This window comes from Bradyrhizobium roseum, assembly GCF_030413175.1.
GTDB classification, from domain to species: Bacteria; Pseudomonadota; Alphaproteobacteria; order Rhizobiales; family Xanthobacteraceae; genus Bradyrhizobium; species Bradyrhizobium roseum.
Genome location: NZ_CP129212.1, coordinates 494,546 through 517,395 on the forward strand (window position 1 = coordinate 494,546; position 22,850 = coordinate 517,395).

At 63.9% G+C, this 22,850-nt stretch carries 19 protein-coding genes; 11 read left to right on the top strand and 8 right to left on the bottom strand.

Features of this window, described 5'->3' with window-relative positions:
- The first annotated feature begins 18 nt into the window (after positions 1-18).
- Together QUH67_RS02385 and QUH67_RS02390 are read left to right on the top strand one after the other, a co-directional pair.
- Positions 19-246, top strand: a complete 228-nt coding sequence (locus tag QUH67_RS02385; RefSeq protein WP_300945052.1) for a tautomerase family protein — start codon at positions 19-21, stop codon at positions 244-246.
- A 196-nt stretch (positions 247-442) separates the two neighbouring features.
- Positions 443-709, top strand: coding sequence for a DUF1127 domain-containing protein (locus tag QUH67_RS02390; RefSeq protein WP_300945053.1), 267 nt, complete (start codon positions 443-445; stop codon positions 707-709).
- Between the two features lie 442 nt (positions 710-1,151).
- Here the strand turns inward: QUH67_RS02390 and QUH67_RS02395 are convergent, their stop codons facing one another.
- The 3 genes from QUH67_RS02395 to QUH67_RS02405 all read right to left on the bottom strand — a co-directional run bounded on the left by QUH67_RS02395 (position 1,152) and on the right by QUH67_RS02405 (position 6,264).
- Positions 1,152-1,382: a hypothetical protein gene (locus QUH67_RS02395; protein WP_300945054.1), complete on the bottom strand. Its 231-nt coding sequence runs from the start codon at positions 1,380-1,382 to the stop codon at positions 1,152-1,154.
- Positions 1,383-1,515: 133 nt separating this feature from the next.
- The gene (locus QUH67_RS02400) at positions 1,516-3,963 is read right to left on the bottom strand and encodes an adenylate/guanylate cyclase domain-containing protein (RefSeq protein WP_300945055.1); all 2,448 of its coding nucleotides are present in this window, start codon (positions 3,961-3,963) and stop codon (positions 1,516-1,518) included.
- A 219-nt stretch (positions 3,964-4,182) separates the two neighbouring features.
- A complete protein-coding gene (locus tag QUH67_RS02405) occupies positions 4,183-6,264 on the bottom strand; it encodes an AsmA family protein (RefSeq protein ID WP_300945056.1) in 2,082 nt (693 codons plus the stop codon).
- Between the two features lie 225 nt (positions 6,265-6,489).
- On the opposite strand from QUH67_RS02405, the gene QUH67_RS02410 reads away from it, so the two are divergent.
- Positions 6,490-7,164, top strand: coding sequence for a Crp/Fnr family transcriptional regulator (locus QUH67_RS02410; RefSeq protein WP_300945057.1), 675 nt, complete (start codon positions 6,490-6,492; stop codon positions 7,162-7,164).
- Between the two features lie 185 nt (positions 7,165-7,349).
- Here QUH67_RS02410 and QUH67_RS02415 read toward each other — a convergent pair whose 3' ends face one another.
- From QUH67_RS02415 to QUH67_RS02430, 4 genes are all read right to left on the bottom strand, one after another.
- Complete coding sequence (locus QUH67_RS02415) at positions 7,350-10,508, bottom strand: efflux RND transporter permease subunit (protein WP_300945058.1); 3,159 nt, start codon at positions 10,506-10,508, stop codon at positions 7,350-7,352.
- Positions 10,508-11,431, bottom strand: a complete 924-nt coding sequence (locus QUH67_RS02420) for an efflux RND transporter periplasmic adaptor subunit (protein ID WP_300945059.1) — start codon at positions 11,429-11,431, stop codon at positions 10,508-10,510. Before QUH67_RS02420 ends, QUH67_RS02415 begins: the two co-directional genes overlap by 1 nt.
- A gap of 158 nt (positions 11,432-11,589) precedes the next feature.
- Positions 11,590-12,255 (bottom strand): OmpA family protein, encoded by a 666-nt coding sequence (locus tag QUH67_RS02425; RefSeq protein ID WP_300945060.1) that lies wholly within the window; start codon positions 12,253-12,255, stop codon positions 11,590-11,592.
- 147 nt (positions 12,256-12,402) lie between these two features.
- On the bottom strand, positions 12,403-13,884 hold the full coding sequence (locus QUH67_RS02430; RefSeq protein WP_300945061.1) for a caspase family protein: 1,482 nt from the start codon (positions 13,882-13,884) through the stop codon (positions 12,403-12,405).
- Positions 13,885-14,343: 459 nt separating this feature from the next.
- Between QUH67_RS02430 and QUH67_RS02435 the strand changes: the two genes are divergently transcribed.
- From QUH67_RS02435 to QUH67_RS02445, 3 genes are read left to right on the top strand one after another with little or no spacing between them, the layout of a single operon-like run.
- Positions 14,344-15,150, top strand: coding sequence for an N-acyl homoserine lactonase family protein (locus QUH67_RS02435; protein ID WP_300948314.1), 807 nt, complete (start codon positions 14,344-14,346; stop codon positions 15,148-15,150).
- 12 nt (positions 15,151-15,162) lie between these two features.
- Positions 15,163-16,044: an NAD(P)-dependent oxidoreductase gene (locus QUH67_RS02440; protein ID WP_300945062.1), complete on the top strand. Its 882-nt coding sequence runs from the start codon at positions 15,163-15,165 to the stop codon at positions 16,042-16,044.
- Positions 16,045-16,056: 12 nt separating this feature from the next.
- Entirely contained in the window at positions 16,057-16,401 is a 345-nt protein-coding gene (locus QUH67_RS02445) for a RidA family protein (RefSeq protein ID WP_300945063.1), read from the top strand.
- A 117-nt stretch (positions 16,402-16,518) separates the two neighbouring features.
- Here QUH67_RS02445 and QUH67_RS02450 read toward each other — a convergent pair whose 3' ends face one another.
- A complete protein-coding gene (locus tag QUH67_RS02450; protein WP_300948315.1) occupies positions 16,519-16,968 on the bottom strand; it encodes a MarR family winged helix-turn-helix transcriptional regulator in 450 nt (149 codons plus the stop codon).
- Positions 16,969-17,169: 201 nt separating this feature from the next.
- Here QUH67_RS02450 and QUH67_RS02455 point away from each other — a divergent pair, with 201 nt between their 5' ends.
- From QUH67_RS02455 to fahA, 5 genes are all read left to right on the top strand, one after another.
- On the top strand, positions 17,170-18,783 hold the full coding sequence (locus QUH67_RS02455; RefSeq protein WP_300945064.1) for an FAD-dependent oxidoreductase: 1,614 nt from the start codon (positions 17,170-17,172) through the stop codon (positions 18,781-18,783).
- A gap of 10 nt (positions 18,784-18,793) precedes the next feature.
- Positions 18,794-19,021 carry a DUF2783 domain-containing protein gene (locus QUH67_RS02460; RefSeq protein ID WP_225670843.1) on the top strand — a complete coding sequence of 76 codons (228 nt, stop codon included), beginning with the start codon at positions 18,794-18,796 and terminating at the stop codon, positions 19,019-19,021.
- 33 nt (positions 19,022-19,054) lie between these two features.
- Complete coding sequence (locus QUH67_RS02465) at positions 19,055-20,008, top strand: MBL fold metallo-hydrolase (RefSeq protein WP_300945065.1); 954 nt, start codon at positions 19,055-19,057, stop codon at positions 20,006-20,008.
- Between the two features lie 2 nt (positions 20,009-20,010).
- Complete coding sequence (hmgA, locus tag QUH67_RS02470; protein WP_300945066.1) at positions 20,011-21,357, top strand: homogentisate 1,2-dioxygenase; 1,347 nt, start codon at positions 20,011-20,013, stop codon at positions 21,355-21,357.
- Positions 21,358-21,556: 199 nt separating this feature from the next.
- Positions 21,557-22,828: a fumarylacetoacetase gene (gene fahA / locus QUH67_RS02475; protein ID WP_300945067.1), complete on the top strand. Its 1,272-nt coding sequence runs from the start codon at positions 21,557-21,559 to the stop codon at positions 22,826-22,828.
- The last annotated feature ends 22 nt before the right edge of the window (positions 22,829-22,850 follow it).

The window sequence follows — 22,850 nt, forward strand, 5'->3', positions numbered from 1 at the left end:
TCATCAGGGAGATGTTACATGCCGTTGATAGAAGTTCACGTGATCGAGAACGTGTTCGATGCCGAGCAGAAGCGCCAGATCATCGCCAAACTCACCGATGCCATGGTGTCGATCGAGGGCGAGGCGATGCGCGGCGTCACCTGGGTCAAGATTTCCGAAGTCGCCAGCGGCGACTGGGGCATCGGCGGCCAGCCGCTGACCACCGGTGACGTCAAGGCGTTCGTGGCCGGCCGAAAGGTGGCCTGACGCGCGCTGTCTTGCATCGTCGGCAGGCGCGTCCTGCCGGGGCCATGATGCGCAGCGGTTTCATACCTTGATCTTTCATCCGGCCCGCGCCGGTCGCGTCGCGCATTTTGCGCAACCACTGCTGCCACCATGCTGGCAGCAGGCGTTCGGTAGAACGGGCGCACCGGCTTCCGGCCATTCATTGAAGAACCCAGCCATGACCATACTCGCCACCATCCCGACTTCGTCCTCCAGGCCATTGATTTGGCGAACCGCGCTGTTTCTGGCGCGCAGCCGCCGCCTCGCCACCCGCTTCGTCGCCGCCGTGATCGCCCGCCACGAGCGCCACACCACCCGCATCGCAATGCACCGCCTCGACGACCGCCAGCTCAAGGACATCGCCATGGTCCGCTCGCAGATCGACTCGCGGCTGGAAGAACTGGCGCAGACGCGGGCAAAGATGCAGCAGCCGGGGTGGCATTGAGGGGGGGCATCCGTTCAAGAGCGTTAGGACAGGAAGTGCCGTGCCGGGCGAAGCGCGCTTCCAGCAGGAAGACGAGGCCGGCTATAAGAGGCTGCTCATGACAAAGCCTTCCGCGGATTTTCGTCGTCGAACTCCCAACGCGCCGGATTGTCGTCGACACAGCGACGGACGCGGTTCAGCGCATCTTCGTCGCGCATTATGTGTTCATAATAGTTACGTTGTCAGAGCCGGCCGCGGAATTCCGGCCAGCCGTTGGCTTTGACGCCGGCGATATAGCCGGTCGTAGCCAACGATTTGAATGCGCCAACGATATCTCCCAGCCTGACGCGGGCGCCCATAAGGGGCGCCCCTACCGTCGACGGTTGCGTAGGGGCGACCCTTGTGTTCGCCTCTTTCGCATCTCCATCCGGAAACACAAGGATGCCGTGCAGATGACTGGGCATCACCACGAACTGATCGATTTCGACGCTCGAAACCGTGCCGCGATGCTTTCCCAAAGTGTTGTCACCATCTGCCCGGCCTCGTTGAGGCGCATTTCACCGGCTGCGACAACGCCGAACAGGCAGGCGCGGCCCTGCGTGCAGATGGTCACGAAATATGCGCCGGCCATGCTGTAGTCGTAGCCCTTGAGGCGGAGGCTGCGGCGGTGATGAATGGTCGAATTGCGCAACATCGTCCTCGGCACTACCGTCGCGTTACTTAGATTTGTCCGCAACGGCCGCGAAGCAAAGGCCGGTTCACCTTACACTTTCAGCACTGGGCAATCTTGCATGGCGTTGTTTTGCGTATTTTAGTGCGACCCACTCCTACTGCATCTTCTTCCGTCGCGCCGCCGCCGCATCGACCACGTTGTCGACTTCCTCGCGCCAGCTCATGATCTCCGCGGCCAGGATCGGATGGTTGAACCCCTTCAGGTTCAGATCGTCGATCGGCCTGCCTTCGACCCACGGTTCGACCATGCCGTAGACACGGCGGCTCACCACGATCTGGTTGGCCTTGGCTTCGTCGCATAGCCGCGAGGCGAGGTTGGTGACGCTGCCGATCGCGGCGTATTCCAGCCGCTGCTCGAAGCCGATCTGGCCGAGCGTGGCGTAGCCCAGCGCGATGCCGATGCCGAAGCCGAGATTGTGGCCGCGGTTGCGCCACTTCTCGGTCAGTTCGCCGATGGTGTCGCGCATCTCCACCGACATGCGGACGGCGCGCGCGGTGTGGTCTTCGAACTGGATCGGCGCGTTGAACAGGATCATCACGCCGTCGCCGGCATAGCGGTCGAGCGTGCCTTCGTACTTGAAGATCAGTTCGCCGAGCGCGGCGTGATATTCGCGCAGCACGTTCATCGCCTCTTCCGGCTCGGTGGTCTCGGTAAATGCCGTGAAGCCGCGCAGGTCGCAGAACACCACCGTGACCTCGCGGCGGTGGCTGTCGAGCAGGCCTTCATGGCCGTCCGAGGAAGCGATCAGTTGCGCCACCTGCGGCGCCAGGAAGCGCTCCAGGCGCCGGATGCGCTCGATCTCGCCCAGTTGGGTTTCGACGCGTTCCTCGAGCGATTTGTTCCAGTCCTTGAGCTGGTCGGTCTGTTCCTGAAGCTTGCGGGCCTGCTGGCTGACAATGCTGTTGGCGTCCTGAAGCTCGCGGCTCTTGTGGTCCACCTCGGTGAACAGCCTCGCGTTGCGCATCGCCAGCACCGCCTGGTGCGCAAAGGTCTTCATCAGGCCGATCAGGTTGTCGGAGAATTCGCCGGCGTTCTGCCGCAGCACCACCAGCGAACCGAGAATGCCGGTCTGGTCGACCAGCGGGACGACGAGCACGGAGTGGAAGCCGGCTTCCATCGCAACATCGCGCAGCGGATGATCCGCCACCGTGCCGAGATCGGGCATCGCGATCGGCTCGCCGGTCGCGGCGGCTTCGCCGAGCGGCGAGTTGTGGGCGTCGATGGCGCGGTGGCCGCCTTCGGCCGCCTTGTCGATGCCGATCGATTCGGTGAGGTTGAACTGGCGGTTGGCGGCGTCATAGCCGTAGATCAGCACGGCGTCGGCATGGGTGATTTCCAGCGCGCGCGCGGCGACCGTCGGCAGCACGGCGTTGAGGTCGAGCGAGGAGGCGACGGCGCGGCCGACCTCCTCGAGCACCTTCAATTCGTTGATCGATTGCGCGAGGTCGCGCGTCCGTTCGTTCACCTTGGCTTCGAGGTTCGAATAGGTCTCGGCGAGCTGTCCGGCCATGCCGTTGAACTGGTTGGCCAGTTCCTCCAGCTCGTCGGAGGTTTTCACCTCGATGCGATGGCCGAAATCGCCGGCGCCGAGCCGCCGCGCGCCGGCCCGCAGCGCCGTGATCGGCACCAGCATGCGCCGCGCCATGATGATACCGGCGATGATCGCGACCACGAGGCCGAGCCCGATCAGAAGCGCGATCCGCACCAGCTGGTCGCGGATCGGCGTCAGCGCCTGCGCCGTCTCCTGCTCGAAGAACACGTGCCAGCCGAGTTTCGGCACCAGGCTCGACGTGGTCAGCACCGCGTTGCCCTTGATATCGGTGCCCGATGCCGGCGCCACGCCGCCGGGCTTGCTGACGGCTGCGACCTGCGGCAGCGCCGACAGGTTCTTGCCGACCTCGGGCCCGGTCGAGGAGGTCGCCAGCACGTCGCCCCTGGAATCGGTAATGTAGGCGAACGCCACCTTGCCGACCTGGGCGTCGATCAGGAACTCCGACAGGAAGTCGAGGTCGACCTCGGCGATGGTGACGCTGCCGTCGGCGTGCGACAGCGCGATCGACATGAATGGCCGCTCGCCGCGGAAATAGGCCGGCGCGAAAGGCGTGCCGCGCGAAAGCGTCTCGGTCAGCCGGACATCGCGGGAAAAATCGGCGTTGCTGTCCAGCGTGACGGTCTGGCGCGTCATGCGGATCTGCTCGCGGCCCTGGGCGTTGAGCAGCGAAAGCTGGCTGACCTGCGGCACCTGCCGAAGCAACTGGGCGTAGTCGGCGCGGCGCAGATCGGTGGTGTTGGAGGAGGCGCGCGTCACCCAGGAAATCTGCCGCTCGAGGTCGGACAGCGATTGCTGGATCCGCTTGGCGGTGGCTTCCGCCTTTTCCGACATGCCGTCGTTGACCGAGCTCTTGATGCTGCGGTAGGTGATCCAGGTTTCGATCGCGCCGTTGACCGCAAGCACGAACACGACGAGGCCGACCAAGGCGACGACGTATTTGGCGAACAGCCCTTCGCGCAGAAACCCTGCTCTGTCCTTGACCTCGTTCATCCAGACCCTCGTGCGCCGCGTCTTGCGCGCGCATCGGCAATTTACTGGCGCCGGCCTGCCTCGGCAGCCCCAGCATCAGGGTCTATCTAGCATGAAATGGTGGCAGGGATTGTGGGTCCGCCCACATGGTTAGCACCAATGACGTGCAGGAATGCCGGGAATATTTCGCCCGGAGCCTGGATAACGTCATCCCGGAGGAGTGCCGGGCCGCGGTTGCCCTCAACGGTTGAAAAGCTGGCGCAGGACGTCGTTCATTGGCTGACTGTCCTGCTGGGCTGTGGCCTCGTCCGGTACCGCCGGAGGCGGCGGTTCGGCCTGGGCGGCCTCCACAGGCGCGGCCTGGGCCGGCGCTTCGGCGGGCTGGGTACGGCTTGGGATGCTGCGGCTGCCGGACCGGCCGCCGTCCTTGCCGGCGCCGCCCTGGCCAAGTCCGCCCAGGCCCTGCTGCAGCAGATTGCCGAGGGTCTCGCCGAGCCCGCCACCCAGCGCCCCGCCCGGCTGGGTTCCGCTTTGTCCGCCGGCGCCGCCTTGCTGCCCGCCGGCCGCCCCCGACTGTCCGCCGCCGAGCAGGCTGCCGATGGCCGCCCCGATGCCGGCTCCCTTTTCGCCGAACAGGCCCTTGCCCATCTCCTTCAGCTTGGCATAGGCGGCGTCGGGATTGTCGAGGATGCCTTGCATCTCCGGATAGATCCGCGGGCTTCCCCACGGTCCCGAGATCATCACGGGAATCCCGAGCCCGACCGGATCGCTGAGGCGGCCCTGGCCTTCGGTAGTCATCACGAGTTTGGGCTCGACGCGGAATCCGATCTGCTTGGTGCCGAGATCGATGGTGCCGGCGCCGGTCATCTTGACCAGCGGGCCGACCAGACTGAGGTCGGTGGTCTGCGCCTGGCCCTTGTCGATCTTGAACGACGCCGACAATTGCGAGAGATCCGTCGCCTTCTCCTCGCTCGCCTGCCAGCCCGACAGCGTGCTCGCCGTCAGCGTGCGGATCATCTGCGCGACATTGAGCCCCTTGATGGCGCCGTCCTGGAACACGATGAAAGCGGTGCCGGCCATGTTCGACATGATCGCGCGCTGGCTGGCGCCGGAAGAGCGCACGCTGATTTTTGCCTGCATCTTGCCGTCGACCCTGTCGAAGTCGGCAAGGCCGTCCAGCAACGGCAGCGCGCGCACGCCGGTGAGGTCGACCTGCATCGCGTAGGTGGGATTGGGGGTGGAAACGTCGACGGTCAGATTCCCTGACGCGGTGCCCTCATAGGCGCCGAGGTTGGAAACCTGCGCCTTCAGCACGCCGGTCGTCAGATTGGCATCGATCGCCGCGGGCGTGAAGCGGGCGTCGCCGACGGTGAGTTCGGCCGCGGAAATGCGCGCCTGCAGATCGATATAGTTGAGGCCGTTGATCTCGAGCGTCGCGCTGCTCCACGGCTGCGCGGACGAATCGCCGGTGCTGCGGGTCGCGGCGATGGCGAGCTTCTGGAAATCGAGGTCGAGTTTCACCAGCGGCTTGCTCGACAGATCGACCGAGGCCCAGCCGTTGAATGCGGCGTCGCCGAGCGTGCCTGTCACGCTGTTGATCATCGCGACCGCGCCGTTGAGTCTGGCCTCGGCCTTGGCGGCGAGCGGGGCGCGCAACAGATCGGGCGCGTCGATCCTGATGTCGGCCGGGATGTTCTGCCGCTCGATTGGCCCTGCCGGCAGCGCCGCCTTGATATCGAATTTCAGCGGATAGCCGCTGCGCCGGGCGCTGCCCGTCAGCACGACCTTGCGGGCGGAATCGATCGCGATGTCGACATTGACGGTCTCGATCCTGTTCTCGACGCGGTCGCGCACGTTGGAGAGGATCACCGTGCCGCCGCTGACGCTGATATGATCGATCGTGAAGGCGTCGGATGATTTTCCAGCCGCGGGCCTCGCGGCGGGAGCGATATCCCGGTCGCGCTCGCGCCTAAGCGGCAAGTTTGCCACCGGGCGGATGATGGCGAGTTCGGTGATATGCGGCTTGCCGGCCCACAGGCTGGCCAACGTTACCTCGGCCTCGATGCTGGCGGCGGCGAAGTGACGGTTAATGTCGCGGTCCTTCGGATGCTGCACCGTGATGTCGTTCAGCGTGATGTTGAGCGACGGCCACAGGCCGATCCTGGCGCCGCCATTGATGGCGAGCTTGTAGCCGGTCTCCTGCTCGACGCGCTCCTGGATCTGCGCCGTCAGGTAACCCGACGGGATGCCCACGACCAGCAGCACGGCGACGATGGCGACCACGACGCCAATGACGGCGCCGACAATTTTCAAAGCTCTCATATCGACATTCCAGACCGCGGCAACGGCACTTATTTCGGCCACGCGATACGCGCGCGCAACCGCTCAGGCGAGCTTATCCCGGAAACAGGTGCGGCCCAAAGTAGCCAAAAATATTCCGGGCGTGCTGCGAACTTATGTGACTTATGACACACTAATAAGCATGGGAATCTTGCTAACGGCCTTTGGTGGGTGGGACCAGGGCTGTTTTTGGAAGGTAGTACTACAATGAGCAAACAGGCCGAATTTGCGGTCATTTTGAAGATGAATCCGATGTTTGCGGATTTGGGCGCAGATGAACTGCAGCGCATCTCGGGACTTTGTCACACCGAGCAACTCGGTGTCGGCGAAATGCTGTTCCAGAAGGGCGACCCCGGCGATGCCCTTTATGGCGTGCGTCGTGGCCAGATCCGGATCGAGACCGGCGCCTCCGACGGCAGCCGCCTGACGCTGAATTTCATGGGCCCCGGCGATCTGTTCGGCGAGGTTGCCGTGCTCGACGGCCAGAGCCGCACCGCGGACGCCACCGCCGGCGAACCCTCCGAACTGTTCGTGCTGCGCCGCGAGGATTTTCTGGCCTTCCTGGAGCGCGAGCCCAAGGTCGCGATCAAGATCATGATGCTGCTGTGCCAGCGCATCCGCTGGCAGAGCGAGCGAATGGAAGAATCGGTGCTGCAGCCGCTGCCGGTGCGCCTCGCGCGCAGACTCTGCGCGCTGGCTTCCGACTTCGGTTCCGAGGTGCACATTTCGCAGGAACAGCTCGGCGTCTTTGTCGGCGCCGCCCGCGAAAGCGTCAACCGTCAACTGCAGCTCTGGCGCAAAGACGGCATTCTCGACCTGCAGCGCGGCCGCATCCTGCTGCAGAACATGACCAAGCTGACCGCGGTGGCGCGGAACGACTGAGCGGTTTTCGAGCGAAGCAGACGCTGGTTTGGGCCAAGAAGCGGTTCTGATTCAATCAGAACCGAAATGGTCTTGGGCTCCGCTGTGCATCGCCGTTCATGACCGTTGTATCGAAATCCTTCACATCCCGCGCACGTTTCGCAGAGAATGGAAGGGCGATAGATAGCGCGCTTCGAGCCGCAACCTCACTTCGCCGCGGGCGACATCGCCGGCGGCACTGCCGGCGGTCCCTTGGCCGGCGGCGCGGCGTGATGCTCTCCATCGTGTCCGCCTTCGTCTTCGCCGCTCGACGCCAGCAGCTTCTTGCCGAAGCGCCAGCACAGGGCGCCGAGATCGTCCATCACCATGAACATCGCCGGCACGAACACCAGCGACAGGATGGTGGAGAAGATCAGGCCGCCGATCACGGCGAGCGCCATCGGCGAGCGGAATTCGCCGCCGGCACCGAGGGCCAGTGCTGACGGTATCATGCCCGCGGCCATCGCGATCGTCGTCATCACGATCGGGCGCGCGCGCTTCATGCCGGCGTCGATGATCGCTTCGTCGCGCCTCTTGCCTTCACGGATCGCTTCCACCGCGAACTCCACCAGCATGATGGCGTTCTTGGTGACGATGCCCATCAGCATCAGGATGCCGATCCAAACCGGCGTGGTGAGCTGCTTGCCCGTCAGCAGCAGCGCCGCGATCGCGCCGCCGATCGAGAGCGGCAGCGAGAACAGGATGGTGATCGGCTGCAGGAACGTTCCGAACAGCAGCACGAGCACGGCGTAGACCATCATCAGGCCGGCGGTGATCGCGGTGGCAAAACCTTCCGACAGTTCGGCGAGGCTTTCGGCGTCGCCGGATGGGCTCACCTTCACGCCCTTCGGCAGGCTTTTCATGACCGGAAGGTCGTAGATCTTCTTGGTGGCGTCGCCCAGCGCCGCGGTGCCGACGAGATCGGCCGCGACAGTGGCCTGCCGTTCCCGGTCGTACCGGTTGATGCTGGTCGGGCCCTGGTCGAGCTGGATATCGGCGACGACGGATAAAGGGACCCCGCCGCGTTCGCCGCGCTGGCCGAGCGGCACCCGCAACTGCTGCAGCATCGAGAGGTCGCTGCGCGCGCTGTCCTCGAGCTGGACGCGGATCGGCACCTGACGGTCGCCGGCATCGAACTTCGCCAGCGCCGGTCCGACGTCGCCGATGGTGGCGACGCGGATGGTCTGCGACAAACTCTCGGTGGAGACGCCGAGCCGTGCCGCCAGTTCGGCCCGCGGCCGGATCCGCAGTTCGGGCCGGTCGAGCGAGGTTTCCGAAATCACGTTGGCGACGATCGGAATCCGCTTCATCTGCGTCGCCAGCTCGCTGGCAACGTTGTTGACGATGTTGCTGTCGATCCCCGTTACAACGAGCGCAATCGCGCGCAGGCCGTTCTCGTCAAGGAACCAGAAACGGATGTCAGGAACGTTTTCCAGCTCCTGGCCAATCTCGAGTTCGAGCTGTCGCTGGGTGATCTTGCGACTGCCCTTCGGCGTGTAATTGATGATCAGGGAGGCCCGCCGCACTTCCTGCAATCCCGGCGGCACCCTGCCGCCGTCGACGAAGATGCTCTTCACCTCGGGTCGCTTGCGCAGGCGGGCGACGATTTCCTCCGTCACCTTTTCGGTGTAGGCGAGCTGTGAGCCCGGCGGCAATTCCATTGCCAGGAGCGAGCGCGCGGTGTCCTGCGCGGGCAGGAAGCCTTGTGGCAGCAGCGTGATGCTCCAGATCGAGGCGGCAAAGACGCCGAAGCCGATCAACACGGTGATGAAGTAGTGACGCACCGACCAGGTCACAAGCCGCGTGTAGGTCTTCAGGACGGGGCCGGGCGGCGGATCCTCGTGATGGGTATCCTTCATGAAGTAGGCCGCGAGCACAGGTGTCACGAAACGGGCCGCAAGCAGCGAGAAGAACACCTGCACCGACACCGTGATGCCGAACTGCTTGAAGAACTGCCCGGCGATACCAGACATGAAGCTGGCGGGCGCGAAGATTGCTATGATCGTCAGCGAAATCGCGATCACGGCGAGGCCGATCTCGTCGGCGGCTTCGAGCGCTGCGCGATAGGGCGACTTGCCCATGCGCATGTGGCGCACGATGTTCTCGATTTCGACGATGGCATCGTCGACCAGGATGCCCGTCGACAGCGTGATGGCGAGGAATGAGACCAGGTTCAGCGAGAAGCCGAGCAGGTCCATCACCCAGAACGCCGGGAAGATCGACAGCGGCAGCGAGATCGCCGCGATGATGGTAGCGCGAATGTCGCGCAGGAACAGCAGGACGACGACGACCGCGAGGATCGCGCCTTCGAACAGCGTCGAGATCGCTGCGTTGTAATTGCCCTTGGTGAATTCGACCGAGGTGTCGATCAGCTTCAGGTCGACATCGGGGTAGGCGGCTTTCAGCGCGTCAATGCGCTTCTCCACGGCCTCGGCCACCTTCACGTCGCTGGCGCCCTTGGAGCGCTTGATGCCGAGCGCCACGACAGGCTCGCCGTTAAAGCGAGCAAAGGTGCTGCGATCGGCGATGGTGTCGGTGACGGTGCCGAGATCGTCGAGCCGCATTTCGCCGCCGCCGAACAGCGGGATCATGGTGCCGGCAAGTTCGTTCAGCGTCTTGGCGCCGGCCAGCGTGCGGATCGCCTGGTCGTTCTTGCCAATCTGGGCACGACCGCCGGCGACGTCGACATTGGTGCCGCGCAGGATCTGGCTGACGTTGACGGCGGTGAGCCCCGCCGCCTGCAAGCGGTCCGGATCGAGCGAGACAAGAATTTCGCGCTCGACACCGCCGATACGCTCGACCTGCGCGACGCCGCGTACGCCCTGCAAGGCGCGCTTGACGACGTCGTCGACGAAATAGGAAAGCTGCTCCGGCGTCTTGCCGGGGGAGATCGCAGCATAGGTGACGATCGGCAGGCCGATCACGTCGACCCGCTGGATCAGCGGTTCAGTGACGTTTTGCGGCAGATTGGAGCGGACGCGCGTGACGGCGTCCTTGATATCGTTCAGCGCGCGATCGGTGTTGGTCTCCAGCGCGAACTGTATCGTTGTCACCGACAATCCGTCGGTAATTGACGACGAAATGTGACGCACGCCTTCGACGCCCGACACGCCGTCCTCGATCGTCTTGGTGACCTGGGATTCCAGCTCCGAAGGCGCTGCGCCGAATTGCGAGACTGCGACCGAAATCACGGGAATGTCGGCGTTGGGCAGTCGTGTCACCGCAAGCTTGGTGAAGCTGGCCCAGCCGAGCACCAAAAGAATGATCGAAAAGACGATCGAGGGCAGCGGGTTCCGGATCGACCATGCCGAGATATTCAAAGCCATTAGCGTGCCCGCGAGCGCTCGAGTTCATCGGCGAACATGGTCTTGACCTGGTCGCCGTCATGCAAGGACGTGCCAGCATCGGCCACGACGGTTTCGCCGACGTCGAGGCCTTCAAGAATTTCAGTTGATGTTTCGGAGGTCAGGCCGACGCGCACTTTTCGCGTCTCGATGATGTTGCCCTTAACGACCTGCAGCGTCAGGCGGTCGATGGCAGTGCGCGGGACAGCGACGCCGCAGGAACGCTTGGCGTCGATATTGGCGCGGGCGAACATGCCGACCTTGAGCGAGGGATTGTTGTTCAGCGAAATCCGCACCTTGCCGAGCTGGGTGGCGCGGTCGATCTGCGGCAAAATCGTTCGGACCTTGCCGACGACGTCGGGCGCGTCGTCCCGGCTGATGCGCACGGTCGCGCCTGAATTGAGCTTGAGCAGATGCACGCTCGGCACCTCGGCCTCGAGCTCGATTTCATTGTTCACGGAAATCCGGAACATCGGCCCGGCCTGCGGCGAGGCGGGAGCGCCGACCGCGGTGCGCAATTCGGTGATCAGGCCGGCGGCGGGGGCCTTCAGCGAGATCGGTCCGGGTCGGCCGGCGGGGGCGCCCGGCATCTGCGGCGGCGCGGTGAGGCGCGCCAGTTCCTGATTTTCGGTAACCGTGTCGCCTTCCTTGACGAACAGGTCGGTGACGCGCGAGCCCTCCTGGTCGACCCCGACCTGGGCCTCGCGGCGTGGCACGATGAAGCCGGTGACCCGTACCATGTCGGAGAAGCAGGCATTGGTGGATTTGGTCACGATCACCAACGCCTGGCCGGGCGTTTCCTTCACTTCCGGGTGCGTGCGGTGTTCGAACCAGTAATATCCGGTGGCGAGAGCGGCAACGAACACCAGTCCGAGCGCAGGTTTGAGGTATTCGGAGAATTTCATCGCCGGATCAATCCAGACTGGAAGTCAAATCAAACAGGGCGCGTTTGCCGGCCGAATACCTGCAATGGAGCCCAAAACGAATGCGTCCCGCACGGGCGCTGCGGGACGCATAGTAGCCGGAAATGATTGGTCGGCGCCACGCCCTTACTTGCAAGTCCTCACTTGGCGGACGCCGTGGACTTGTTTTCCATGTTCACGACCTGCACGCGGCGGTTCACTTCCGCCATCGGCTGGCTTGGATTCTTGAGCTTGCTCTTGCCGTATCCGACGGTGACGAGATCGGTGCCGTTGATGCCGTATTTGTCGACGAGGTAGCGCTTGATCGCGTCGGCACGACGCTCGGAAAGGTCCTGGTTATAGGCGTCGCCACCGGCCGCATCGGTATGGCCGGCGACCACGAAGGTCGAACCCTTGATTTCGTTGTTGGTGAGCGCGCGGCCGAGCGCCTGGACCGACGGCAGCGACTTGGCGCTGATGTCGGCCGAGTTGTAGTCGAAGTTGATCTCCAGATCGATCTTCGGCTTGTCCTTGACCATGGACGCGATTTCTTCGCGCTCGGCGCTCGAAAGCGAGCGCGTGGAGCGGCCACGGATTCTCTCGACGAATTTGGTTTCGGCAGCGGTGACGGTCGGATCGACCGCGGTCTGCGGACCGGTGGAGAGCCCGCGGGTCAGCGGCTTCTTTTCGGGCGCCAGCGCACGGACGATCTGGTCCTCGGTGACGTTCTTCTCCTGGGCGAACGCGGTTCCTGCAAAGGAAATAGCGGCGCCGAGCGTCGCCACCGAGACCATCATGCCAAAGGTTTTCGCTGAGATACTTACCATTACCTGTCCCCTTTTGCGGACTTCCCGCGCGGTTCCAATGTCGTCCAAATCGGCAGCCGTACCCGTTGTGGACGGCTGCCCTGTATTAGTCTGGCCGGCCCGCCGCAGGGTTCGAGAGGCCGCCGGCTTTCATTCAAAAAAATATCGTCACTGCACCCCGTATTCGGCGAACTCCTTGACGATGTTGGGGTCCATCGCCTTGGCATTATTGATGTCCAGGTCGCCTTCCGAAATCGAGCCATTGCGCTTCTTGGCGAGGCCGCGGCCGTACAGCGACGACGTCAGGCGCGGGTTGATCTTGAGGGCGGCGTCGAAATCAGAGATAGCATTCTTGTTCTGGCCGCTCTTCAGGTTGACGAGGCCGCGGCTGTCCAGCGCGTCGACGAAATTCGGCCGCAGCCGCAGCGCTTCGTTGCAATCCTTCAGCGCCGCCTGCAGGTCGCCTATCACCGTGCGCGCCCAGCAGCGGTTGTTGAAGGCTTCGACGTCCTTCGGGTTCAGCCGCAGCGAATTGTTGAAGTCCTTGATCGCGAGTTCGTAGGCGCCCTTGCTGGCATAGACCTGCCCGCGCCGGTACAGCGCAGCGGCATCGTCCGGATTGTCGTTGAGCTTGGCGGTCAGGCTCTTGATGGTCGGATCGTCGGCAAGCGCCGGCGGGGGGCCTTCGGGCGGCTTGATCGGCGGGGACGCCGGTGGCGGAGGCAGAGGCGCGGCTTCGGCCGGTTTTGACGGCGCGGGCGGCGGTGGTGGTGGTGGCGCTGGTACCGCGACCGGCGGGGATGGCGGCGGCGGGGCGGGAGCTGGAGCAGGTACGGGCGGCGTCGCGGGTGCGGTGGCCACCGGCGTCGAAGGCTGGCTCGCCGGCCGCGGGCCCGAGCCGCTCGGGATGAAGGAGAAATCCTCGGCCAGCGAGGAAGAAATCCACGGCACCTGCTCCTGGCGCGAGGCGCGGGTGACGCCGACGCGGGTGCGGTTCAGCGTTTCTTCCGCCATCAGGTCGGGGGTGCGGATTTCCTTCAGCAATTCTTTCACGAACAGGCTGCGATCGCTGCCATTATCGGAAACGACCGAAGAAAGCGCGGCAGAGTACATTACCAGCGTGCCGTTCGGTGCGATCACCGGCGCCAGGCCGGCGGAAAAGCTGCGGAACCGGCGTTCGAACGGGTTGCGCCTGGAGGCATCGATCAGTGCGATCTTGACGCCGGCGCCGCGGCTGTTGATCTCGCCCAGCACGGTTTCGAGGCTGAAACCGTCGCGGCGGACGTCCGCCTCGGTCCAGATCTGGGCGTCGACCGGGATCATGTAGCTCTGGCGGTTCGATTGCACGCCAAAGCCGGAGAAGAAAAGCAGCGCCACCGAGCCAGGCTTGATCTTGCCGTACAGGCGGTCGAAAGCCCGGCGCATCTGCTCGGCGGTCAGGTTTTCGCCGATATCGACATTGAAGCCGTCGCGCTTGAGTTCTTCGGCGATGTCGCGTGCGTCGTTGATCGGTTCCTTCAGCGGCGCTTCGGCGTCCGGATACTTCGCGTTGCCGATGACCAGCGCATAGCGCTCGCCGGCCGCGAACGACGGCGCTACCGACGCGACTGAAAAAAACAATGCAAGGAACAATGCGAGACGGATTTTCATAGTGACGGCAGTCCAGATCACGGCAGTCCAGCCAAAATAGCGCCGATACCAGCTCGCGCCGCGGCGACCTTACTCTACGGTCCCGGCATTATCAAACCGCGTCGGTAGTACGTCAACTGCTTGCGATATCGTCGTTAATTGCGGCAAATAACCGCGACCAGGCCGGGCCGGACGAAGGAATAAAATCGGCTGTGATGGCCGTACCACAGCTCGCGGTTTGGTCGGCTGCAAACGGCTTCGGATGGGGCCTGCCATGCTTTCGCGCAACGTGCCCGGCGGCTGCATTCGATCAACATCGTCGCCGATCGGAAAGTTTTGAAATGTGACACATCTCACATAGCGTAGCATTCGCACCGTTGCGCGGCTGTCATTCGCGGGCCGCGTTTGACCTTTGCGGATGACGATGGCTTGCTGCCGGCGATCGTCCACACCCAGACATCCAAGAAAAAAGTGACACCGATGGGAAATGCCTACGAAATCTACGCCTTGCGCTATGCGACGATGTCGCCGCGCACCCCCAACATGAATTTTTTGGCCCCCGATCCGCACGAGACCACGGCGGCCGACCTCGATTATTTCGTCTGGCTGGTGCGTGGTGGTGGCCGTGACATCCTGGTCGATACCGGCTTCAACGCCGAGGAGGCCAAGGCGCGCGCCCGCAAGCTGACGCTCAACCCGATCGATGCGCTGGAAAAATTCGGCGTTGCGGCCGGCAGCATCAAGGACGTCATCGTCACCCATCTGCACTACGACCACGCCGGCAACCTCGATCGCTTCCCCCACGCGCGGTTCCATCTGCAGGAGCGCGAGATGAGCTATGCGACCGGGCGCTGCATGTGCAACGGCATGCTGCGGCACCCGTTTTCGGTCGAGCACGTCACCACCATGGTCCGCCACGTCTATGGCGAGCGCGTCACCTTCCATTCCGGCGACGGTGAGGTCGCCCCGGGCGTGACCGTGCATCGCGTCGGCGGCCATTCCGACGGCTTGCAGGTGGTGCGGGTCGAGACCGCGCGCGGGCCGGTGGTGCTGGCGTCGGACGCCGCCCATTACTACGCCAACCTGCAGAAGCGCAGCCCGTTTCCGATCGTCTACAACGTCGGCGACATGGCGCAGGGCTGGGAAATCGTCGAACGGCTGGCCGGCCATCCCGACCGCTTCATTCCCGGGCACGATCCGCTGGTGAGCGAAATCTATCCGCGCGCCAGCGACAAGGTCGACGCATTCGCGCTGCACCTGGCGCCGTCGCGTTCTTTTGCAAAGTAGCGGATGGTTGTGATGTCAGCGTATAAAACGGTCGGCTTTATCGGCCTCGGCGTGATGGGCGAGCCGATCTGTCGCAACCTCGTCAAGAAAAGCGGCGGCCGCGTGCTTGCGTTCGACCTGTCGCCGGAGCCGTTGGCGAGGCTGCGGGAAGAGGGTGCCGGGATTGCGGGCTCCGTGGCGGAAGCCATCGCGCAAAGCGATCTGCTGTTCCTGTGCCTGCCGAGCGCCAAACAGGTGCGCGCGGTGTTCGAAGGCGATGGCATTCTCAAGAACATCCGGAGCGGACAGGTCGTGGTCGATCTCGGCACGTCCTCGGTCAGCCAGACCCGTGACTTTGCCGCGCAGTTGCAGGCCAAAGGTGCGGCCTGGGCCGATGCGCCGATCGCGCGCACGCGTCAGGCGGCGCAGGACGGCACGCTCAGCGTGATGGTCGGAACCACGCCCGCGCTCTATGCCGACATCGAGCCATTGATCCGCTGCTTTGCCACCGATGTCACCCATTGCGGCGAGGTCGGCGCCGGGCAGGTCACAAAAATCCTCAACAACATGGTGCTGTTCGAAACCGTGAACGCGCTGGCCGAGGCCGTCGCGGTCGCCAAGCATAATGGCGTCGATCCAAAACTGCTGCTCGACACGCTCTCAAAGGGCTCGGCCGACAGTTTCGCGCTGCGTAATCACGGCATGAAGGCGATCGTGCCGGGCAATTTTCCGGAGCGGGCGTTCTCGACCGAATACGCATTGAAGGATCTGTCCTACGCGCTGGAACTGGCGGCCGATGCCGGACTGAAAATCCGCGGCGCGGAGCTGATCGGCACCGTGCTGCAGGAGGCGATCGATGCCGGATCGGGAGACAATTATTTCCCGGTCATCGCGAAGCACATCGACAGAAGCTAACCGGAGGTTTCCATGATCACCCGCTTTGCCGGACTGACGCCCACCCGCAGCCGCGCCGTCGCGCACGACGACCTGGTTTTCACCGTGGCGGTCGCGCCCGATCCGGTGAGCCCGTCGATGTATGAGCAGACCGCAAAGGCGCTCGCCCGCATCGACGAGAGCCTGGCGCTGTGCGGCTCGGACAAGAGCAAGATCCTCACGGCGATCGTCTACGTCGCCGACATCAAGCAGAAGGGCGAGATGAACCGCGCCTGGGACGAGTGGGTCGACACCAAAAATCCGCCGATGCGGGCCTGTCTGGGTGTCGATCTCGAACCGCCGCACATCGTGGAGATCGTGGTGACGGCGGCGAAATAAGGACAGCTATCTCGGCCGTCATTGCGAGCGCAGCGAAGCAATCCATCGCGCGGCATAACGGATGGATGGATTGCTTCGTCGCGTTCGCTCCTCGCAATGACGTTGAGAGGGCGTGCCCTAATACGCTTGCTTCGCATCCGCCTCTTCGCTGGTCTGCACCAGATCGAGGCCTTCTTCGAGCTTGCCGAGCAGCCGCGCCAGTTCGCGCCGCTCCTGCGCGGAGAGGCATGACAATATCTCCTGCTCCTTGCGCAGCAGCCGCGGGATCAGTTCCTCGTACAGCGTGGCGCCCTTGCGGGTCAGGCGCAGCCGGAATTCGCGGCGGTCGTCGGCGTTCTCGACGCGTTCGACCATCTGCCGCTTCATCAGCGCGGTGACGGCACGGCTGATGGTGGATTTGTGCGTGCGGGTGCAATCGGCGATGTATTGTGCGCTGCAGGGATCGTGGCGGAAACCGAGCGTCGCCAGCACCCGCCATTCCGGAATGTCGAGCCCGTAGCGGGTGGCATACTCGACCGACAGCGCCGAACTCACTTCCGCCGCGAGCCGGTTCAGCCGGAACGGCATGAAGCCGAACAGATCCAGCCGGGCGTCCTTCTTCGTCGCGCTTTCCTCGCGCGAAACGGGGGCCTCTTCGGTCGAAAGCGCCTTTGCCAAGGGATGGCCTCGATTTGAGTTGACGGACCCGGCTCGGAGATTAAGATAGTTGCAGATGCGACTATTTAGCATGGTCGCCACCTTTTGGCCAGTCACAGGGTTTAAGCCCGCATGGCGCAGACCAAAACCCAGTTCGGCTATCGCCGTCATCCCGACCAGGATCGGCCGGGTTCCAATCTTGCCGAGCACGCCGTCGTCGTGGTGGGTGCCGGACCGGTGGGGCTGTCGCTGGCGATCGATCTGGCGCAGCGCGGCCAATCCGTCGTGCTGCTCGACGACGCCGACCGGATCGGCGAGGGCTCGCGGGCGATCTGCTTCTCCAAGCGCTCGCTCGAATTCTGGGACCGGCTCGGCATCGGCCAGCGCATGGTCGACAAGGGCGTGGTGTGGAGCGTCGGCAAAATCTTTCACGGCGAGCAGCAGCTCTACCAGTTCAACCTGCTTCCCGAGGAGGGCCACAAACGACCGGCCTTCATCAACCTGCAGCAGTTCTACGCCGAGGCCTATCTGGTCGACCGCGTCGACGAACTGCCCGCCATCGACCTGCGCTGGCGCAACAAGGTGACCGCGCTCGAAGCGCGCAACGATCATGTGCTGCTGACCGTCGAAACGCCCGACGGTCCGTATCGGATCAGCGCCCGCTTCGTGATCGCCTGTGACGGCGCCAAATCCGCGCTGCGCCGGATGGTCGGCGCGGAATTCGCAGGACAGGTGTTCGAGGACCAGTTTTTGATCGCCGACGTCAAGATGACGGCAGCGTTCCCAACCGAGCGCTGGTTCTGGTTCGATCCGCCGTTCCATGCCGGGCGCTCCGCGCTGCTGCACAAGCAGCCGGATGACATCTGGCGCATCGATCTGCAGCTCAGTCGATTTGCCGATCCCGCTGTCGAAAAGCTGCCGGAAAATGTGCGGCCGCGCATTGCCCGCATGCTGGGGCACGACAAGTTCGATTTCGAATGGATCTCGCTGTACAAGTTCCAGTGCCGACGGATGAACAAGTTCATCCATGGCCGCGTGATCTTTGCCGGCGATGCCGCGCACCAGGTCTCGCCGTTCGGCGCGCGCGGCGCCAATTCCGGACTGGAGGATGCCGAGAACCTTGCGTGGAAGCTCGTTTGTGTGCTGCAGGGAACATCGCCCGAGACGCTGCTGGAGAGCTACCATATCGAGCGCAGCGCGGCCGCCGACGAGAACATCCGCGAATCCACCCGCGCGACCGACTTCATGGCGCCGAACTCGCACCAAGAGGCGCGGCTGCGCAAGGCGGTGCTGTCGCTCGCCAAGGAGACCGAGTTCGGCAAGCGCATGGTCAATGGCGGGCGGCTCTCGACGCCGTCGGTCTATGCGACGCCGCTCTCGACCGCCGATCGCGACACCTGGCGCGGCGGCCCTGGTCCCGGCACCTCGATGGTAGACGCGCCTGTTGCAGATGCGCGCGGCGAACAGATTTTTCTCACCGATGCTTTCGTCAAGGCCGGAATGCACTTTACCTTGCTCGAATTCGGCAATGGCGCTTCGCCGGAACGGCCCGAAGGCGTGGCTGCGATCCGGATCGGCGGCAACGAAGGCCTCGTCGATTCGGCAGGCCTGGCCGCCGCCCGCTACGACGCCGAACCCGGCACGGCCTATCTGATACGACCCGATGGCTATGTCGCGGCGCGATTCCGGCATCCGACCCGGTCGATGCTCGACGCTGCGCTGGCGCGGGCCGCCGGCATCAACTGAGGTTTCGTTCATGGCGCTATCGACGGCTTCGAATTTTGCCAAACCCGACGACGCGTTTCGCGCCATCGTCGAGGCGCATCGCGGCCTCAGCGACGAACAGAGCGCCGATCTCGACGCCGCGCTGGTTCTAGTGCTCGCCAACCACATCGGCGACATCGCCGTTTTGAACGAGGCGATCGCGCTGGCCAAACGGCGGATGCTCGATGCCAGCCAGCAACAGCAACAACAGCAGCAATAATTCACGTCTTAAACGAAGTCAGGAATCGAATTGATGGCCAAGGGTTTTGCGTCCACCACGGACATGGCGGAGAAGAAGATCACCTTCTCCGAAATCGGCACCGATCTTTACGCCTTCACCGCCGAGGGCGATCCGAACTCCGCGATCATCGTCGGTGACGACGGCTGCCTCGTGTTCGACGCGCAGTCGACGCCGGCGATGGCGAATAAGGTGATCGAACGCGTTCGCACCGTCACCGACAAGCCGATCAAATATGTCGTGCTGTCACACTATCACGCCGTGCGCGTACTCGGCGCTTCCGCCTACCAGGCGCAGGGCATCGTGGCTTCATCCGAAACCTACCGGCTGATCGAGGAGCGCGGCCAGCAGGACTGGGATTCCGAATTCGGCCGCTTTCCGCGCCTGTTCCAGGATGCCGAGAGCATTCCCGGCCTGACCTGGCCGACGCTGACGTTTGAGGGCGAGATGTCGATCTATCTCGGCAAGCGCGAGGTGCGGCTGATGCAACTCGGCGCCGGGCATACCTCGGGCGATATCGTCGCCTGGGTGCCGGACGCCGAGGTGATGTTCTCGGGCGACCTCATCGAATACCACTCGGCCTGCTATTGCGGCGATGCGCACTTGCGCGAATGGCCTTCGACACTGAATGAAATCCGCGCCTTCAATCCCAAGGCGATCGCGCCGGGCCGCGGCGATGCGCTGAAGGGGCTTTCGACCGGCCGCGACGCAATCGCGATGACGCGCGATTTCGTCACCACGCTGTATGGCGCGGCGGAAACATCCGTCGCGAGAGGCCGCAACTTGAAGGAATCGATGGCCGCGACGCGCGAGGTGATGGACCCGAAATTCTCCAGCTTCGCCATCTACGAGCACTGCCTGCCGTTCAACGTCTCGCGCGCGTTCGACGAGGCGTCGGGGATCGACGATCCCGTGATCTGGACCGACAAGCGCGACCAGGAAATGTGGGCCGCGCTGCAAGGAGGATGACCATGAATATCAACACCTCGCCTGATCAAATCGTGCGAAGCACCGCGCAGGTGACGCCGGGCTACATGTCCGGCTTCAAGAACAGCTTTGAGACCGAGGCGCTGCCCGGCGCGTTGCCGATCGGGCGCAACTCGCCGCAGCGCTGCGCCTACGGGCTCTATGCCGAGCAGCTTTCCGGCTCGCCGTTCACCGCGCCGCGCGGCGCCAATGAGCGCTCCTGGCTCTATCGCATCCGTCCGTCGGTGAAGCATTCGGGGCGTTTTGCCAAGGTCGATGCCGGGCTCTGGCGCACCGCGCCGTGCCATGAGCAGGACATCATGGTCGAGCAATTGCGCTGGGACCCCGCGCCGATCCCGAAGCAGGACATGACCTTCCTGCAGGGCGTGCAGACCATGACCACCGCGGGCGATGCCAATACCCAGGCCGGCATGGCCGCGCATGTCTATCTCATCACCAGGTCGATGGTCGACCAGCATTTCTACAATGCCGACGGCGAGATGATGTTCGTGCTGCAACAGGGCAGTCTGCGCCTCGTCACTGAATTCGGGCGCATCGACGCCGAGCCCGGCGAGATTGTGGTGATCCCGCGTGGCGTGAAATTCCGCGTCGAAATTGCCGGCGGCCCCGCCCGTGGCTACCTCTGCGAAAACTACGGCGGCGCCTTCACGCTGCCCGAACGGGGCCCGATCGGCGCCAACTGCCTGGCCAATTCGCGCGACTTCCTGACGCCGGTCGCCAGCTATGAAGATAAGGACACCCCGACCGAACTCTACGTGAAATGGGGCGGTGCGCTGTTCAAGACGACGCTGCCGCATTCGCCGATCGACGTGGTGGCGTGGCACGGCAATTATGCGCCCTACAAATACGACCTGCGCACCTTCTCGCCGGTCGGCGCCATCGGCTTCGACCATCCCGATCCCTCGATCTTCACGGTGCTGACCTCGCCCTCGGAAACCGCCGGCACCGCGAATATCGATTTCGTCATCTTCCCGGAGCGTTGGATGGTCGGTGAAAACACCTTCCGTCCGCCCTGGTATCACATGAACATCATGAGCGAGTTCATGGGCCTGATCTACGGCGTCTACGACGCCAAGCCGCAGGGCTTTGTCCCCGGCGGCATCTCGCTGCACAACATGATGCTGCCCCACGGCCCCGACCGCGAAGCCTTCGATCACGCCAGCAATGGCGAGTTGAAGCCGGTGAAACTGACCGGGACGATGGCCTTCATGTTCGAGACGCGGTACCCGCAGCGGGTTACGGCGCACGCCGCGAAATCGGCGACGCTACAGGACGACTATGCGGACTGCTGGAAGGGGTTGGAGAAGCGTTTCGATCCCAACAAGCCGTGACGTTCCCACCCGCCCCTCGAGGGGGCGGGTCGTCACGCATCGCAGATGCGTGACGGGGTGGGGTGACGGTCTATCCACGTCTGACAGTGTATGCGTGGAGAGACTGTCACCCCACCTCGGTTCGCATTTCATGCGAACCGATCCTCCCCCTCCAGGGGAGGATGAAGAACGGTCGCCTCAGCGATAGCAGAGAAACCCCATGCCCCATCCCAACGATCCCAGCCTCCGCTCCTTCATCCCCGTCGCGCCCGATTCCGACTTCCCGATCCAGAACCTCCCTTTCGGCATCTTCTCCGCCAAAGACGGTCTCGCCCCGCGCGTCGGTGTCGCGATCGGCGACTATGTGCTCGATCTCTGGCACCTCGCGCAGGACTGCCGCTTCGACGTCGTCGAGCCCGGCGTGTTCGCAGCCTCCCAGCTCAATCCGTTCATGGCGCTGGGGCCGAAAGTCTGGTCGAACACGCGCGCCCGCATCAGCGAGCTGCTGCGGCACGATCATCCGGAACTGCGCGACAACGACGAACTGCGCAAACGCGCGCTGGTGCCGATGGCTGATATCAAGCTGCACCTGCCGTTTGCCGTCGCCGGCTACACCGATTTTTATTCCTCGAAGGAGCACGCCACCAATGTCGGCGTCATGTTCCGCGGCAAGGACAATGCCTTGCAGCCGAACTGGCTGCACATGCCGATCGGCTATAATGGCCGCGCTTCCACCGTGGTCGTCAGCGGCACGGGGATCAAGCGTCCGCGCGGGCAGTTGAAGCCGCCGACCGCCGAGGTTCCGAGCTTCGGCCCGTGCAAGCGGCTCGATTTCGAACTCGAGATGGGCGTCGTGGTCGGCCAGGCTTCGGCGATGGGCGAGATGCTGACCGAGCAGCAGGCCGAAGACATGATCTTCGGCTTCGTCATCCTCAACGACTGGAGTGCGCGCGACATCCAGCAATGGGAATATGTGCCGCTCGGGCCGTTCCAGGCCAAGGCGTTCGGCACCTCGATCAGCCCGTGGGTGGTGACGCGCGAGGCGCTGGAGCCGTTTCGCCTGCACGGTCCCGCGCAGGAGCCAAAGCCGCTGCCCTATCTGCAGCAGGCGCAACCGAACAATTATGACATGGCGCTCGAAGTCGGCCTCCGCGCCGCGCCGATGAACGAAGCCGCCACCATCTGCCGCACCAATTTCAAGTACATGTATTGGTCGTCGGTGCAGCAGCTCGTCCACCACGCTTCATCCGGCTGCGCCATGAATGTCGGCGATCTCTTAGGCTCCGGCACCATCTCGGGTCCGGAGAAAGACCAACGCGGCAGCCTGCTGGAGATCAGCTGGAACGGCACCGAGCCGGTCGAGCTCGCTCCCGGCGTCAAGCGCTCGTTCCTGGAGGACGGCGATTCGCTCGTGATGCGCGGCTGGTGCCAGGGCGACGGCTACCGTGTCGGTTTCGGCGAAGTCGAGGGGACGATTTTAGCGGCGGAGTAATTCTTTCTCCCCGTCATTGCCT